The sequence below is a fragment of the Streptomyces sp. NPDC046716 genome (assembly GCF_040645755.1).
Taxonomy (GTDB): Bacteria; Actinomycetota; Actinomycetes; order Streptomycetales; family Streptomycetaceae; genus Streptomyces.
Genome location: NZ_JBEYYU010000005.1, coordinates 157,096 through 173,036 on the forward strand (window position 1 = coordinate 157,096; position 15,941 = coordinate 173,036).

At 71.4% G+C, this 15,941-nt stretch carries 13 protein-coding genes; 11 read left to right on the forward strand and 2 right to left on the reverse strand.

Annotated features, from left to right (window positions below; all coding sequences use genetic code 11):
* Positions 1–7: 7 nt before the first annotated feature.
* The gene (locus ABZ930_RS05805) at positions 8–1,054 is read right to left on the reverse strand and encodes a mechanosensitive ion channel family protein (RefSeq protein ID WP_361542036.1); all 1,047 of its coding nucleotides are present in this window, start codon (positions 1,052–1,054) and stop codon (positions 8–10) included.
* 307 nt (positions 1,055–1,361) lie between these two features.
* Here ABZ930_RS05805 and ABZ930_RS05810 point away from each other — a divergent pair, with 307 nt between their 5' ends.
* Positions 1,362–1,898, forward strand: a complete 537-nt coding sequence (locus tag ABZ930_RS05810) for an HNH endonuclease (protein ID WP_361542039.1) — start codon at positions 1,362–1,364, stop codon at positions 1,896–1,898.
* Positions 1,899–1,953: 55 nt separating this feature from the next.
* On the opposite strand, the gene ABZ930_RS05815 is transcribed toward ABZ930_RS05810, so the two are convergent.
* Positions 1,954–2,265, reverse strand: a complete 312-nt coding sequence (locus ABZ930_RS05815) for a hypothetical protein (RefSeq protein ID WP_361542042.1) — start codon at positions 2,263–2,265, stop codon at positions 1,954–1,956.
* 171 nt (positions 2,266–2,436) lie between these two features.
* Between ABZ930_RS05815 and ABZ930_RS05820 the strand changes: the two genes are divergently transcribed.
* From ABZ930_RS05820 to ABZ930_RS05865, 10 genes are all read left to right on the forward strand, one after another.
* Positions 2,437–3,600 carry an ROK family transcriptional regulator gene (locus tag ABZ930_RS05820; RefSeq protein ID WP_361542045.1) on the forward strand — a complete coding sequence of 388 codons (1,164 nt, stop codon included), beginning with the start codon at positions 2,437–2,439 and terminating at the stop codon, positions 3,598–3,600.
* A gap of 55 nt (positions 3,601–3,655) precedes the next feature.
* Positions 3,656–4,993, forward strand: a complete 1,338-nt coding sequence (locus ABZ930_RS05825; RefSeq protein ID WP_361542048.1) for an ABC transporter substrate-binding protein — start codon at positions 3,656–3,658, stop codon at positions 4,991–4,993.
* Between the two features lie 17 nt (positions 4,994–5,010).
* Positions 5,011–5,946, forward strand: a complete 936-nt coding sequence (locus ABZ930_RS05830; protein ID WP_361542051.1) for a sugar ABC transporter permease — start codon at positions 5,011–5,013, stop codon at positions 5,944–5,946.
* 4 nt (positions 5,947–5,950) lie between these two features.
* Positions 5,951–6,850, forward strand: coding sequence for a carbohydrate ABC transporter permease (locus tag ABZ930_RS05835; RefSeq protein ID WP_361542054.1), 900 nt, complete (start codon positions 5,951–5,953; stop codon positions 6,848–6,850).
* A 16-nt stretch (positions 6,851–6,866) separates the two neighbouring features.
* Positions 6,867–8,132: a 6-phospho-beta-glucosidase gene (locus ABZ930_RS05840; RefSeq protein WP_361542057.1), complete on the forward strand. Its 1,266-nt coding sequence runs from the start codon at positions 6,867–6,869 to the stop codon at positions 8,130–8,132.
* Positions 8,129–9,097 (forward strand): BadF/BadG/BcrA/BcrD ATPase family protein, encoded by a 969-nt coding sequence (locus ABZ930_RS05845; RefSeq protein WP_361542060.1) that lies wholly within the window; start codon positions 8,129–8,131, stop codon positions 9,095–9,097. The genes ABZ930_RS05840 and ABZ930_RS05845 overlap by 4 nt, the downstream gene beginning before the upstream one ends.
* 279 nt (positions 9,098–9,376) lie before the next feature.
* Positions 9,377–10,831 (forward strand): hypothetical protein, encoded by a 1,455-nt coding sequence (locus tag ABZ930_RS05850; protein ID WP_361542063.1) that lies wholly within the window; start codon positions 9,377–9,379, stop codon positions 10,829–10,831.
* Positions 10,832–10,845: 14 nt separating this feature from the next.
* Complete coding sequence (locus tag ABZ930_RS05855) at positions 10,846–11,919, forward strand: glutamate ABC transporter substrate-binding protein (protein ID WP_361542066.1); 1,074 nt, start codon at positions 10,846–10,848, stop codon at positions 11,917–11,919.
* A gap of 40 nt (positions 11,920–11,959) precedes the next feature.
* Entirely contained in the window at positions 11,960–13,261 is a 1,302-nt protein-coding gene (locus ABZ930_RS05860; RefSeq protein ID WP_361542069.1) for a hypothetical protein, read from the forward strand.
* Between the two features lie 191 nt (positions 13,262–13,452).
* Complete coding sequence (locus ABZ930_RS05865; RefSeq protein ID WP_361542227.1) at positions 13,453–15,939, forward strand: tetratricopeptide repeat protein; 2,487 nt, start codon at positions 13,453–13,455, stop codon at positions 15,937–15,939.
* Positions 15,940–15,941 lie beyond the last annotated feature (2 nt).

The following is a 15,941-nucleotide window of genomic DNA, read 5'->3' on the forward strand; positions in this document are numbered from 1 at the left end:
CCAGCGGCTACTTCTGGAGCGGTGAGGCGGCCAGCGACTGGGGCGAGGTGGTGGAGGCGTACGCCGACGGCGCGGCCATTGCGGCCGTCGGGTCGGCGGCCGCCTCGTCCACCGCGACCGGGACGCCGCCCACGATGCGGATGCCCGCCTCGTCGAAGGCCCGCTTGATGCGCCAGCGCAGCTCGCGCTCGACGGTCAGGGCCTTGCCGGGCATGGTCTTGGCGGAGACCCGCACCACCATCGAGTCCAGGAGCATGCTGTCGAGGCCGAGGATCTCGACCGGGCCCCACAGCATCTCGTTCCACGGCTCGGCCTTGCTCATGGCCTCGCCGACCTCGGAGAGCGCGGCCCGCACCTTGTCGAGGTCCTCGTCGGCGCGGACGGTGACGTCGACGCCCGCGGTGGCCCAGCCCTGCGAGAGGTTCCCTATCCGCTTGACCTCGCCGTTGCGCACGTACCAGATCTCGCCCTCGGCGCCGCGCAGCTTGGTGACGCGCAGCCCGACCTCTATCACCTCGCCGGAGGCGACCCCGGCGTCGATGGTGTCCCCGACCCCGTACTGGTCCTCCAGGATCATGAAGACGCCGGAGAGGAAGTCGGTCACGAGGTTGCGGGCGCCGAAGCCGATCGCGACACCGGCGACACCGGCGGAGGCGAGCAGCGGGGCCAGGTTGATGGCGAAGGTGCTGAGGATCATCAGCGCGGCCGTGCCCAGGATCACGAAGGACGCGACGGACCGCAGCACGCTGCCTATGGCGTGGGAGCGCTGCCGGCGCCGCTCGACGTTCACCAGCAGGCCGCCGAACGCGGTGCCGTCGACGGCCTGGACCGTGCGGTTCATGCGCTCGATCAGCTTGGTGATGGCCCGGCGTATGACCACCCGGAGCACGGCGGCGATGACGACGATCAGCAGGACCCGCAGGCCGATGCCGAGCCAGGCGGACCAGTTCTCCTCCACCCAGCTGGCGGCCTGACCGGCCTGTTCCTGGGCGTCCTTGAGTGTGGGCTGCTGGTTGCCCGTGTCGCTGGCGGCCGACAGGACGGACAAGATCACGGCAGGTACCTCCAGGCGTTGCCTCTGCCCGCCGCAGGGCGGCACGACTCGGGGACAGGAGCGGGCAGGCCCACCACACTAACGGGGCATTGTGTGGGGATCGTCGAGATGTTCGGCGAAGAGACGGTGCTCACCGGCGCCCACCCGCGTCTTCGCCGGTCCCGCGCCGCACGGGCGGGAGATGTGGTCGAAAACACTCCCAGCCCGTTACGCGGACATGGTGGCGCCATGACCAGCGATGAGGGGAGACTGACTACAGATCGTCCCGGCGCGAGCCACGCGCCGCCGGCGTACAAGGAGGCATTCCGTGCCGCATGTCCTGGTACTCAACGCGTCGTACGAGCCCCTCGGCGTCGTACCGCTCCGCCGCGCGCTCGTACTCGTCCTGGAGAACAAGGCCACTTGTCTCGAGGAGTCCGGCGCCTTCATGCACAGCGCCACACGCACCGTCCCCGCACCCAGCGTGGTCCGGCTCAAGCGGTTCGTGCGGGTTCCCTACCGGGGCCCCGTCCCTCTGACCCGGCGTGCGCTGTTCGCCCGTGACGGCGGCCGGTGCATGTACTGCGGTGGCGTCGCAACCAGCGTCGACCACGTCATCCCGCGCAGCCGCGGGGGCCAGCACGTCTGGGACAACGTGGTGGCGTCGTGCCGCCGCTGCAACCACACGAAGGCCGACCGCCATCTGGTGGAGATCGGCTGGCGCCTGCGCCACAAGCCCGCTCCGCCGACGGGCCTGGCCTGGCGCATCATCGGGACCGGGCACAGGGATCCGCGCTGGTTGCCCTATCTGCAGCCATTCGGCGCGGACGAGGCCCTGGCCCGGATCGAAGGCGTTTCCGCCTGACCATCGATCCGGGTCTTTGCGTTGACGGGGGGATGAGGTCCCGGGCATCCCTCCGTCAGGCTCGGCGCCGCCTGCGCGTGGGCCCGGAGGCCAGCAGGGCCACGAAGCCGAGGACGGCCAGCGCGGCGCGGACGCCGAACCGCCAGTCCTCCGCTTCGAACCAGTCGCGCAGGCCGTAGACCTGCGTGGCGAGGAAGAGTCCCCAGCACAGCACCGAGATCCCCCACAGCCGCGGACGCTTCACCGCTCCGCGCCGCCGACGCGTCGGCAGTCGCCCGGTGGCCACTGTCCAGCAGCCCACCACCACGCCCGCCACGCCCAGCACGACGGACAGCACATCCATTCCCGTACGCCAGTCCCACCCCATGATCCTCATTCAACCCCGGGCGCACCGTGCGCGGTCGGCGTCGAAGTAACGAGTTGGACAACCAGGGGCCGTCCTCTCTTGACGCCCCCTTCACCTGCGTCTTACGTTCCTCGCACCCAATAGGAAACTTTCCTAACAGTCGATGGCGACACCGCGAGGAGACAGCACGAGATGGCCGCTACCCCCGGCACCCCGAGCGTGCTGCGCGCGATGAACGACCGTTCCGCCCTCGATCTCCTCGTCGCCCACGGCCCCCTCACCCGCACCCGGATCGGCGAACTCACCGGCCTGTCCAAGCCGACGACCTCGCAGATCCTCGGGCGGCTCGAAGCGGCCGGGCTGGTGCGCACCACGGGCAGCCAGACCGGTCGCCCCGGGCCCAACGCCCTGCTCTACGAGATCGCCCCGGACGCCGGGCACGTCGCCGCGCTGTCCGCCGACCCGACCGGCATCACCGCGGTCGTCGCCGACATCACCGGCGCCGAGCGCGGCCGCTTCCGGATCGAGGCGGTCGCCGTGGCGGAGGACGTGCGCCACCGCACCGCGCAGCTCGTCAGCGAGGCGGTCGACGGCGCCCTGGAGCGGGCCGGGCTCGGCCACGACGACCTGACCGCCGCCGTCATCGGCACCCCGGGCGCCATCGACCCGCACAGCGGCCAGCTGCGCTACGCCCCGCACCTGCCCGGCTGGCACTCGCGCACCCTGCGCGCCGAGCTGGCCGAGGTGCTCGGCACCCCCGTCTCCATCGAGAACGACGTCAACCTCGCGGCCCTCGCCGAGCAGTACGAGGGCGCGGCCCAGGACCACGACGACTTCGTCCTCGCCTACGTCGGCGAGGGCGTCGGCGCCGCGATCGTGCTCGGCGGCGTCCTGCTGCGCGGCGCGACCGGCGGCGCGGGCGAGATCGGCTACATGCCGCTGCCCGGCGCCCCGCTCGCCCGGGGCGGCGACCGGGTGCACGCCCGCAACGACGCGGGCGGCGGCTTCCAGTCCCTGGTGGCGGCCCCCGCCGTCCGCGAGCTGGCCGGTGCCGAGGACCTCGCCGAGGCGCTGAAGGACGTCGAGGTGCTCGACGAAGTGGCCCGGCGGCTCGCCACCGGTCTCGCCGCCGTCGTCGCCGTCGTCGACCCCGAACTCGTCGTGCTGTCCGGGCTCGTCGCCCAGGCGGGCGGCGACGCGCTGCGCGAGCGCGTGGAGCGCGAACTCACCGGACTCGCCCTGCCCCGGCCCCAGTTGCGCATCAGCGAACTGGCCGACGACCCCATCCTCACCGGTGCCCTGCGCACCGCCCTCTCCCAGGCCCGCGACACCGTCTTCGACACCAGCGGCGCCTGACCCGTACCCCCGCACCGCCCCCTCCCCCGTCCCACCCACGTAAAGGACGTTCGCCATGCCGCGATGGCGCATACCCCTGCGCGCACCCGTGGTGCTCGCCGCGGCCGGACTGCTGCTCGCCGGCTGCGCCAATCCCAGTACCGGGAGCGCCGACGACGATCCGACCAAGCCCGTGACCATCAAGTTCTGGCACGGCTGGTCGGCGTCCGGTGAGGTCAAGGCGATCAACGACTCGATCGCCCGCTTCGAGAAGCTCCACCCGAACATCCATGTGCAGTCCACCGGCAACGTCTCCGACGCCACCGTCAACCAGGCCCTGCGGGCCGGCGGCGACGAGGCCCCGGACGTCGTCTCGTCGTTCACGACGAACAACGTCGGGCAGTACTGCGACTCCGGCATGTGGGCCGACCTCGACCCGTTCATGAAGAAGACCGGGCTCGACAAGGACAAGACCTTCCCGAAGGCCCTTCTGGACTACACCAGTTACGACGGCAACCAGTGCGCGCTGCCGCTGCTCGCCGACGCCTTCGGCATGTACTACAACAAGGACGCCTTCGAGAAGGCGGGCATCACCCACCCGCCGAAGACGATGTCCGAGTTCATCGCCGACTCGAAGAAGCTGACGCAGAAGAGCGGCAACACGGTCAAGCGCGTCGGCTTCATGCCGAACTTCCGCTTCTACCAGAACAGCCCCGACCGGCTGTTCGCCCAGTGGGGGCCGACCTACTTCGACCAGGACGGCAAGTCCCGGCTCGCGAAGGAACCGGCGTCGTACGAGTTCTTCAAGACGGCGAAGCAGCTGATGGACGCGCAGGGCGGCTACGGCGCCCTGGAGCGGTTCCGCACCTCCTTCGGCGACGAGATGTCGAACCAGAACGCCTTCCTGACCGGCAAGGTCGCCATGCACCTCGACGGCGAGTGGCGCGGTCTGATGCTCGACGACGACAAGGCGAAGTTCGACTGGGGCGTGGCCCCGCTGCCGGTCCCCGACGACCAGGTGGAGAAGTACGGGCGCGGCTACCTCACCGGCACCGTCGCCGGCATCGCGCACAGCAGCAAGCACCAGAACGCCGCCTGGGAGCTGCTGAAGTTCCTGACCGCGGACACCGACCAGGTCGTGAAGTTCGCGAACGCGATCCACAACGTGCCCTCGACGAAGGCGGCCCTCACGTCGCCGAAGCTGGACGCCGACCCGACGTTCCGCACGTTCCTGGACATCGCCAAGAACAAGTACAGCCAGGTGATGCCCCCGTCGACCAACGGCGGCATGTACGTCGTGCAGCTCCAGGACTTCTCGTACACGGAGGAGGCCGGGCGGGTCCCGGACCTCAAGGCGGGCCTGAAACGCCTCGACAAGCTCATCGACGCCGACACGCTGCAGTCGCAGAACTGAGGGGCGGAGCACCCACCATGGCACTCACACTCTCCCGGCCCGCGCGGCGCAGACTGCGCACCCTGGGCTTCCTGTCCCCCTGGCTGATCGGGTTCAGCGTCTTCTTCGCCTACCCGCTGCTCGCCACCGTCTACTTCTCGTTCATGCACTACAACCAGATCAAGGCGCCCACGTTCGTGGGGCTGAGGAACTGGAAGTACGTGTTCCAGGACATGCCGCTGTTCGGCCCGGCCCTGTGGAACACGCTGTGGCTGGTCGTGATCATGGTGGCGCTGCGGGTGGTCTTCGGGCTCTCGCTCGGGCTGCTCGTCACGAAGATCAAGAGCGGTGTCGGCTTCTTCCGGACCGCCTTCTACCTGCCGTACCTGGCGCCCCCGGTGGCCGCCACGGTCGCCTTCGTCTTCCTCCTGAACCCGGCGACCGGGCCGGTCAACGAGGTCCTCGCGAAGATCGGCATCGACGGCCCGAACTGGTTCAACGACCCCACCTGGGCCAAGCCGTCCCTCGTCCTGCTCTCCCTGTGGGGCATCGGCGACCTCATGGTCATCTTCATGGCCGCGCTGCTCGACGTACCGAAGGAGCAGTACGAGGCGGCGGAGCTCGACGGCGCCGGGCCGTTCGCCAAGTTCCGGTACGTGACCTGGCCGTCGATCACGCCGATCGTGATGTTCGCGGTCGTGACGGGCGTCGTACAGACCATGCAGTACTACACGCAGGCCCTGGTCGCCGGAAAGATCGCCTCCGGTGTCTCCATCGGCCCCGGTTCGGTCATCCAGCCCGGCTACCCGGACCACTCGACCCTCACGGTCCCCCAGCTCGTCTACTCGATGGGCTTCCAGAACTTCAACACGGGCGCGGCGTGCGTGCTCTCGCTCGTCCTGTTCGTCATCGCGATGGCCGTGACCATGCTGCTCATGCGCAAGCGCTCGGGCCTGCTCTCGGCGGAGGACTGATCCCATGACCACCACCCTGCGTCCGGCCGCGAGCGCCGGCGCCCCCGCCGCCAGAGACACGGAGCCGACCCGGCCGCGCCGCAAGGAGATCCTCAACTGGATCGCCGTGCACAGCATCGCGATCGCCGTGGCGCTGCTGTTCATCCTCCCGTTCGTGTTCGTCTTCCTCACCTCGGTGATGGCCGACGACCAGGCGATGAGCGGCGACCTGTGGCCGGACTCGTGGCACTGGGAGAACTACAAAACCGTCTTCGAGACCGACGGGTTCCTCGACTGGTGGCGCAACTCGATCTTCTACGCGGTCGTGGGCACCCTCTTCACGGTCTGCTCGGCCGTCCCCGTGGCCTACGCGCTCGCCAAGTTCCGCTTCCGCGGCCGCCGCACCGCGATGATCCTCGTCATCTCGACGATGATGCTGCCGCCGCAGGTCATCGTGATCCCGATGTACCTGGTGTGGGCCCAGCAGTTCCACCTCTCCGGCACGCTGTGGCCGCTGATCATCCCGATGGCGTTCGGCGACGCGTACTCGATCTTCCTGCTCCGTCAGTTCCTGCTGACGATCCCGAAGGAGTACATCGAGTCGGCGAAGGTCGACGGCTGCGGTGAGCTGCGGACCCTGCTGAAGATCGTGGTGCCGATGGCCAAGCCGGGCATCGCCGCGATCGCCCTGTTCCAGTTCTTCTACTGCTGGAACGACTACTTCGGGCCGCAGATCTACGCGGCCCAGAACCCGGCTTCCTGGACGCTGAGTTACGGACTCGAATCCTTCAAGTCCGCGCACAGCGTCAACTGGAACCTGACGATGGCCGCGACGCTTCTCGTGATGGCGCCGGTCTGCATCGTCTTCTTCTTCGCACAGAAGGCCTTCGTGGAGGGCGTCACCCTCACCGGAGTAAAGGGCTAAGGACGGTTATTCGGTTATGAAGCTCGCAGTGGTCGGCGGAGGATCGACCTACACACCCGAACTCATCGACGGCTTCGCGCGGTTGAGGGACACCCTGCCCATCGAGGAGCTGGTCCTGGTCGACCCGGCCGCGGACCGCCTGGAGCTGGTCGGCGGCCTCGCGCGCCGCATCTTCGCCAAGCAGGGCCACCCCGGCGTCATCCGCACCACGTCGGACGTGGACGCCGGTGTCGCCGACGCCGACGCCGTGCTGCTCCAGCTCCGCATCGGCGGGCAGGCCGCGCGCAACCAGGACGAGACGTGGCCGCTGGAGTGCGGCTGCGTCGGCCAGGAGACGACCGGCGCCGGCGGCCTGGCCAAGGCGCTGCGCACGGTCCCCGTCGTGCTCGACATCGCCGAGCGCGTGCGCCGGGCCAACCCCGACGCCTGGATCATCGACTTCACCAACCCGGTGGGCATCGTGACCCGGGCCCTGCTCCAGGCCGGGCACAAGGCGGTCGGCCTGTGCAACGTGGCGATCGGCTTCCAGCGCAAGTTCGCCAAGCTCCTCGACGTGCAGCCCTCGCAGGTCCACCTGGACCACGTCGGCCTCAACCACCTCACCTGGGAGCTGGGCGTGCGCCTGGGCGGCCCGGAGGGTGAGAACGTGCTGCCGCGGCTCCTCGCCGAGCACGGTGACGCCGTCGCCGACGACCTGCACATGCCGCGCGCGATCGTCGACCGCCTGGGCGTCGTCCCCTCGTACTACCTGCGCTACTACTACCAGCACGACGCCGTCGTACGGGAGCTGCGCACCAAGCCGTCCCGGGCCGCGCAGGTGGCCGAGATGGAGCGCGAGCTGCTGAAGATGTACGGCGACCCGACGCTCGACGAGAAGCCGGAGCTGCTCGCCAAGCGCGGCGGCGCGTTCTACAGCGAGGCGGCCGTGGACCTGGCGGCGTCGCTGCTGGGCGGGGGCGGATCCCCGTACCAGGTGGTGAACACCTACAACAACGGCACGCTGCCCTTCCTGCCCGACGACGCCGTCATCGAGGTGCAGGCGGCCGTCGACGGCAAGGGCGCGCGCCCGCTGCCCGTCCCGCGGCTCGACCCGCTGTATGCGGGCCTCGTCGCCAACGTCACGGCGTACGAGGACCTGGCCCTGGAGGCCGCCCTGCGCGGCGGGCGCGACCGCGTCTTCAAGGCGCTGCTCGCGCACCCCCTGGTGGGCCAGATCGAGTACGCCGAGCAGCTCACCGACCAGCTGATCGCGCACAACCGGGAGCACCTCGCGTGGGCATGACCCTCCTTGCCGTGGACGCGGGGAACAGCAAGACCGACGTCGCGGTGGTCGCGGCCGACGGCACGGTCGTCGGCGCGGCCCGCGGCGGCGGGTTCCAGCCGCCCCGCGTGGGTGTCGAGGCCGCCGTGGACGTGCTCGCGGACGCGGTCGGCCGGGCGCTCGCCGAGGCGGGTCTCGACTCGGTGGACCATGTGTCCGCCTGCCTGGCCAACGCCGATCTCCCGATCGAGGAGAGGGAGCTGGCCGCCGCGCTCCGTGCGCGTGCCTGGTCCTCCAGTGTCGACGTCCGCAACGACACCTTCGCCGTGCTGCGGGCCGGCCTCCTGGAGGACGCCGAGCCGCGCGGGGTCGCCGTCGTCTGCGGCGCCGGCGTCAACTGCGTGGGCATGCTGCCCGACGGCCGTACCGCCCGCTTCCCCGCCATCGGCAAGATCTCCGGTGACTGGGGCGGCGGCGGGGGCCTCGCGGAGGAGGCCCTGTGGTTCGCGGCGCGGGCCGAGGACGGGCGCGGCGAACCGACGGCCCTGATGCACGACCTGCCCGGGCACTTCGGTCTGGACTCCATGTACGCGCTGATCGAGGCGCTGCACCTGGGGCGGATTCCGGCGCAGCGGCGGCACGAGTGCGCGCCGGTGCTGTTCGCCACGGCGGCGGCGGGTGATCCGGTGGCCCGGGGCCTTGTGGACCGGATGGCCGACGAGGTCGTGGCGATGTCGACGGTGGCGCTGGGCCGCCTCGACCTGCTGGAGTCGCAGGTCCCCGTGCTGCTCGGCGGCAGCGTCCTGGCTGCCCGCCATCCTCAGCTGGACTCCCGCATCCGCGATCTGCTGGCCGCCCGCGCCCCGAAGTCCGAGCCCCGGGTCGTCACGGAACGCCCGGTCCTGGGCGCCGCGCTCCTGGGCCTGGACACCCTCGGGGCACCCCCGCCGGTCCACGCGAAGGTCAGATCCCACTACGCCGGATAGCACCCGCGGCTCTCGCCGTGGCTGATCGCGCAGTTCCCCGCGCCCCTGAAACGAGCTCCGCTCGTCCAGGTGAGGCTGCGCGTCAGCGCATGCCTCAGGGGCGCGGGGAACTGCGCGAGAAGAGGCCACCGGCCCGCAGATCACCCCCAGGGAACCGAACCCACCCCCGACACGTGTTCAAATGCAGGGCTCGCAAACAAGATCGAGTCAATGCCTGTGCGGATGTCAGTCGCGGCAGCGATACTTACCGCCGACGCACGACCATGGGGGAGGGTCGAAGTGACATACCCGCCGAACGGAAGCACGGCGCCGCCGGGCCACGGCGCCGTGCCCACGATGCCGACGGTCCCGCCGCAACAGACCCGCGGCACCACACCACCGGCACCCACCGCCCCGCCCCCGGCGGAGCCGCGCCGCACGGCCTGGGCCGAGGGCATCGACCGCCTGAAGTCGGCGGCCACCACCGAGCCGGGCCGGCTGCGCATCATCGGCGCCGTCCTCGCCCTGCTCGTCATCGCGTTCGGCGCGACGACGGCCTGGCAGATGACGGACCGCTCGGCCGCCGCCGACGACGTGCTGCACTCCAGCCAGCCGCTGAGCGCCGACGCCGCCGACATCTACCGCTCCCTCGCCGACGCCAACACCACGGCGTCCAGCGGCTTCCTGGCCGGCGGCCAGGAGACGGCCGCGGTACGTACCCGGTACGAGAAGGACATCCGCACCGCGGCCGACAAGCTGGTCACCGCCGCGGCCAGCACCGACCCGGGCACCCCGTCGGCCGCCACGATCGCGAAGCTCAACAGGCTGCTGCCCGAGTACAAGGGCCTCATCGAGCGCGCCCGCGCCAACAACCGGCAGGGCTACCCGCTGGGCGGCGCCTACCTGCGGTACGCGAACGAGAAGATGCAGACCGAGATGCTCCCGGCCGCCGAGGACCTGTACACCAAGGAGAACCAGCGGCTGCGCGACGACTACGACGCGGCGACCCCGTACCCCTGGATCGCGATCGCGCTCGGCGTCGTCGCGCTCGGCGGTCTCGCGTGGGCGCAGCGGCGCAACTACCGTCTGACGAACCGGGTGTTCAACCACGGGCTGCTGGCGGCGACGGCGGCGTCGGCCGTCGTGCTGCTGTGGCTGGTGGTCGGGCACACGGTGGCGCGCAGCGGGCTCAACGCCTCGTACGACCAGGGCGTCCGCTCGCTGAACGTGCTGCACGACGCGAGCATCGCGTCCCTGAAGGCGCGGGGCAACGAGAACCTGACGCTGGTCAGCCGGGGCGCCGAGACGGTGACCGTGGGCGACGAGGTCAAGGACAAGTACGACGTCGACTTCCAGAAGCAGATGACGACACTGGCGACCAGACTGAAGGCGGCGGACGCCCTCGCCGAGGGGGACGCGTCCGGCGAGGCGCCGGTGACCAAGGCGAACAGCGCCATGCTGGAGTGGCGCAACCGCCACACCGAAGCACGCAAGCAGGACGATTCCGGTAACTATCAGGGCGCCCTCGACAAGATCATCGGCTCGAAGGACGACAAACCGACGGGCGAGTGCTTCGATCTGGTGGACCAGAGTCTCGACCAGGCCCTGGTGCACGAGCAGGCGCAGTTCACGTCCGACGCCACCGGCGGCCGCGACGCGATGACCGGCCTCTCGGTCGGCGCGGCGGTCCTTGCGGTGCTCGCGGCGGCCGGCGCGGTGCTGGGCATCGGGCGCAGGCTTTCGGAGTACCGGTGAGAGGGGGTGCGGAGATGGACGAGCGAGACGCGCACAGGGTGAGTCTGCGCGGCTGGGGCGGCGTGGCGGCGATGGCCGCCGCGGTCGCCTGCGCCCTCGTGGCGGTGTTCACGGTGCTGCTCCCCCTGTCGCACACGGCGAGCGGCGACGGCAGCACGGGCCTCGGCTCGGGCGGCGTGGCCGACGGGGTGCAGGCGAAGGCCAAGGACTGCAGCCCGACCGTGAAGGGCCGGGAGCCGGAGCGCAGCCTCGACCCGAAGGGCGACCAGAACGGCGAGGCCGTGAAGGCCATCAAGTCGCGCGGCTATCTGTCGGTCGGCGTCGACCAGAACAGCTACCGCTGGGGCTACCGCGATCCCAACAAGGGCCTGGACAAGGACGGTTCGCCGGAGGAGAGGACCAGCGAGCTGGAGGGCTTCGACATCGACCTCGCGCACGAGATCGCGGGCGAGATCCTCGGCGACCCCGGCGCGATCCGGTTCCGCGCCATCCCCACCAACCAGCGCATCCCGGCGATCAAGAGCGGCCAGGTCGACATGGTGGTCCGCACGATGACCATCAGCTGCGACCGCCTCGACGACGTCGACTTCTCCACCGCGTACTTCCAGACCGGCCAGCAGGTGCTCGCCCCGCGCGCCTCGGACATCACCGGCTACGACAAGTCGCTGGCCGGCAAGCGGGTCTGCACCGCGAAGGGCTCGACGGCGGAGACGGCGCTCGGCGACGGCCGCGACGAGAAGCACGAGATCCCGCGCAGCACCGACATCACCACGACCGTGCCGAACCAGCTGGACTGCCTGGTGCGCCTCCAGCTCGGCGAGGTCGACGCGGTGGTCACGGACGGCGCCCTCGCGGCGAGCCAGGCCGCGCAGGACCCGACGGTGCAGCTCAAGGGCGAGCCGTTCACCACGGAGTACTACGGCGTGGCCATGAAGAAGGGCGCCGACGACCTGGTGCGCCGGGTCAACCAGGTGCTGGAGGACTACCGCAGCGGCGGCAAGAACAGCGGCTGGCAGAAGTCCTACGACAAGTGGCTGGAGGCCGACCTCGGCCCGTCGTCGGGCCCGCCGGCGCCGAAGTACAAGTAAGAGCACAGGCAGCGCAGTTGAGAAAAGCGAGAGGTGATCGATGGGCGTCGCGGGACCCCCTGGTCCGGTGATGGACCGGGACGAGGCGGACCGTGCCCTGGCCCGTCTCGGTGCCGAGCACGAGGCCATCGAGACGTCGCTGCTCGCGCTCCAGGACCACGCGGGCCGTCGCCTGCTCGAAGGCGCCGAGCTGACCGGGACCACCCGGGAGCGCTGGTCGTCGGCCGAGCAGGCGATCACGCTGCTCTGGGCGTACTTCGACGCGTACGCGGGCGCCCTGCGCACCGCCCGCGAGATCCGCTCCCAGCGCCGCTGGCCCAGCCGGGACGACCTGGTGGAGCTGACCGACCTGCTGCGCGGCGAGAGCGTCACCGTCGCCCCGGGCGCGAGCACGGCCGGTCTGTCCCCGTCGATCACCGGTCCGGCGAAGCTCTCCGAGCAGTTCACGCTCGCCGCGCTCGTGGAGCGGATGAACGACCTGTACGCGTCGTCGCTGGACATGGTGGTGGCCGCCGACGCGGTGTGGTCGGCGCTGCCCGCCCGGATAGACCTGCTCGCCGCCGAGCTGGGCCGCACCCGGCAGCTCGCGCACTCCGTCGGCGTCCGCCCCGGCGAGCACCCGGCCGGAGACGACCTGGAGCGGATCACCGCCGTGCTGACCCGGCTGCGCGAGGAAGTGGTCTCCGACCCGCTGGCGTACTGGCAGAAGGCGCAGGGCAGTTCGGCGCCCGGCGGCGGCCGCCCGGACACCACCGCGTACGACCGCGAGGCGCGGGCCATCGAGGAGGTGCGGCGCGAGATCGACGCCGTGCTGACGGTGCGGCAGGACGCGGAGGCACGGCTGGGCCGGCTGCGGGACGTGCTCTCGCGCGCGGACCGCACCCTCGCCGAGGCGAGATCGGCGCGCGGTGAGGTGCTGGCGAAGATCGCCGCCTCGGAGGTGCCGGCCGTGTCGGGCCCGCCGACCGCGCTCCAGGAGCAGTTGGCGACGGCGGCCGAGTACCGCAGGCACGGCCAGTGGAACCGGCTCTCCCCGCTCCTGGAGTCCCTGGAGACGAAGGCGGAGGACGAACTGCTGCGCGCCCGCGAGTCGCTGACCGCGGTGACCGCTCCGCTGGCCGTCCGCGCGGAGCTGCGCGGCCGGCTCGACGCGTACAAGGCGAAGGTGGGTCGGCTCGGTTTCGCCGAGGACCCGCTGCTCGTCGAGCGGTACGACGCGGCACGCCGCATGCTGTGGAGCGCCCCCTGCGATCTGCGGGCGGCGGAGTCGGCGGTGCTGCGGTATCAGAGGGCGGCGGCGGACGTACTGGCCGCGCCCACGGACCAGAGGGGGGAGTCCTAGTCGTGGCGGGGGCTCAGAGATGCACGCGGCCCGGTTGCACGGGCCACTACGAGAACATGGGCGGGGAGCTGTACTGCGACACCTGTGGCCTGAAGCCACAGGCCGCCCCGGCCGCGGGGCCCGGCACGGGACCCGCGGCGCCGCGCCCCGGCGCCTGCCAGCGGCCCGGCTGCGGCGGCTCCTACGCGGACATGGGCGGTGGCGAGCTGTACTGCGACACCTGCGGGCTCGCCCCGGTCGTGTCGCCGACCGGGATGGTGTCGTCGCCGCCGACCGGGATCGCGGGCGGCGGTGCGCGCGGCTCGCAGAGCTCCCGGTCCAGCTCCCGCTCGTCGGCGCGTTCGACGCGCACGTCGTCGCGGTCCTCGCAGTCGCGCCGGTCGGTCTCGGGGCGGCTGTCGCGTTCGCTGTCCGGGACGTCGACCTCCCGGTCGGTGTCGGTGCGCAGTTCGGGCGCGAGCGCGAGCAGTTCGGGCCGGGCGCGGCTCGGCGCGGGGCTCGTCCGGGTGCCCGACGTGCCGCGGCCCGATCCGCGCGCGATGGTGCAGGAGAACCCCGAGGTCCCCGAGCGGAAGCGATTCTGCTCGCGCTCGGACTGCGGGGCTCCCGTGGGCCGCTCGCGCGGGGAGCGGCCGGGCCGCACCGAGGGCTTCTGCACCAAGTGCGGACACCCGTACTCGTTCGTGCCGAAGCTGGCCACCGGCGATGTCGTGCACGGCCAGTACGAGGTCGCCGGCTGTCTGGCGCACGGCGGTCTCGGCTGGGTCTACCTCGCCGTCGACCGCGCCGTCTCCGACCGCTGGGTGGTCCTCAAGGGCCTGCTCGACACCGGTGACCAGGACGCGATGGCGGCGGCCATCTCGGAGCGCCGCTTCCTCGCCGAGATCGAGCACTCGAACATCGTCCGGATCTACAACTTCGTCGAGCACCTCGACCAGCGCACCGGCTCCATGGACGGCTACATCGTCATGGAGTACGTGGGCGGCAAGTCGCTGAAGGAGATCGCCAACGAGCGGCGCACCCCGCAGGGCCGCCGCGATCCGCTGCCGGTCGAGCAGGCGTGCGCGTACGGCATCGAGGCGCTGGAGGCGCTCGGCCATCTGCACAGCCGCAACCTCCTGTACTGCGACTTCAAGGTCGACAACGCGATCCAGACCGAGGACCAGCTCAAGCTGATCGACATGGGCGCGGTCCGGCGGATGGACGACGCCGAGTCGGCCATCTACGGCACGGTCGGCTTCCAGGCGCCCGAGGTCGCCGAGGTCGGCCCGTCCGTCGCCTCCGACCTGTACACGGTCGCCCGGACCCTCGCGCTGCTCACCTTCGACTTCCAGGGCTACACGAACGTCTTCGCGGACTCCCTGCCCGACCCCGACAACATCGAGGTCTTCCGCCGCTACGAGTCGTTCTACCGGCTCCTGGTGCGCGCCACGGACCCGGACCCGGCCCGCCGCTTCGCGTCCGCGCAGGAGATGGCCGAGCAGCTGACGGGCGTGCTGCGCGAGGTCGTCGCGCTCCAGACGGACCGGCCGCGACCGGCCCTGTCCACGCTCTTCGGGCCCGAGGTGAAGGTCACGGACACCGAGCTGTTCGGCCGGCTCGACACCGATGTGTCGCGTCTCGGCGTGCGCGAGGTGCCCGTACGGGCGCGGCGGGGGAAGCAGGCCGCGCTGTCCCCGGCACCGGCCCCGCCCGTGCTGCCGCCGTCCCCCTCGGCGCTGGTCAGACCGCTCCAGGCGGTCGGCACCGCGCTGGCCCTGCCGGTCCCCCGGGTCGACCCGAACGATGCGAACGCCGGCTTCCTCGCGGGCCTGATGACCTCGGCTCCGGCCGAGCTGATCGCGGCCCTGCACGCGGCCCCCGTCGCCTCCCTCGAACTGCGCCTGCGCGAGCTGCGGGCCCGCCTGGAGATGGGCGAACTCGACGCCGCGGGGCGGGGCCTCGCGGCCCTGGAGGCCGACCACTCCGACGACTGGCGGGTGGTCTGGTACCGGGGCGTGGCCGCGCTCGCGGTCGGCGACCACGCCGGCGCGGCGCTGTCCTTCGACGCGATCTACGACGCGTTCCCCGGCGAGCCCGCGCCCAAGCTGGCGCTCGGCGTCTGCGCGGAGGTCCTGGGCCAGTTGGACAACGCGGCGGAGTACTACCGCCTCGTCTGGGCCACCGACCCGAGCTACGTCAGCGCGGCGTTCGGCCTGGCCCGGGTGCAGCTCGCCGCCGGTGACCGGGCGGGCTCGGTGCGCACCCTGGAGTCGGTGCCGGAGTCCTCCATCCACTACACGGCGGCCCGGGTCGCCGCGGTCCGGGCCCGGCTGCGGGGACGGATGGCGGAGGCCCCGGCCGCGGCCAACGGCGACCCGCTGCTGGGCGACCTGACCGCCGCCGCGGGGCAGGTCGAGGCGCTCGACGCGTTCGGCCTCGACGCGGTGCGCCGCGAGCAGTTGTCGACCGAGGTCCTCGGTACCGCGCTCGACTGGGTACTCTCCGGTAGGCAGGGTTCCGGTCAGCCGGCAGGCCCCGCAGGCACGGTGGTGCTCGGCAACGATCTGGACGAGCACGGACTGCGCCTCGGCCTGGAGCGCTCGTACCGGACACTGGCCAGGCTCGCTTCAAGGGGCGAGGAGAGGATCGAACTGGTGGAGCGGGCCAACCGCTACCGCCCTCGGACGTGGGTGTGAGT

Coding starts and splice junctions, on each gene's coding strand:
- ABZ930_RS05815 (WP_361542042.1), bottom strand. CDS start 2,265: ATGGGGTGGGACTGGCGTACGGGAATGGATGTGCTGTCCGTCGTGCTG.
- ABZ930_RS05820 (WP_361542045.1), top strand. CDS start 2,437: ATGGCCGCTACCCCCGGCACCCCGAGCGTGCTGCGCGCGATGAACGAC.
- ABZ930_RS05825 (WP_361542048.1), top strand. CDS start 3,656: ATGCCGCGATGGCGCATACCCCTGCGCGCACCCGTGGTGCTCGCCGCG.
- ABZ930_RS05830 (WP_361542051.1), top strand. CDS start 5,011: ATGGCACTCACACTCTCCCGGCCCGCGCGGCGCAGACTGCGCACCCTG.
- ABZ930_RS05835 (WP_361542054.1), top strand. CDS start 5,951: ATGACCACCACCCTGCGTCCGGCCGCGAGCGCCGGCGCCCCCGCCGCC.
- ABZ930_RS05840 (WP_361542057.1), top strand. CDS start 6,867: ATGAAGCTCGCAGTGGTCGGCGGAGGATCGACCTACACACCCGAACTC.
- ABZ930_RS05845 (WP_361542060.1), top strand. CDS start 8,129: ATGACCCTCCTTGCCGTGGACGCGGGGAACAGCAAGACCGACGTCGCG.
- ABZ930_RS05855 (WP_361542066.1), top strand. CDS start 10,846: ATGGACGAGCGAGACGCGCACAGGGTGAGTCTGCGCGGCTGGGGCGGC.
- ABZ930_RS05860 (WP_361542069.1), top strand. CDS start 11,960: ATGGGCGTCGCGGGACCCCCTGGTCCGGTGATGGACCGGGACGAGGCG.
- ABZ930_RS05865 (WP_361542227.1), top strand. CDS start 13,453: ATGGGCGGTGGCGAGCTGTACTGCGACACCTGCGGGCTCGCCCCGGTC.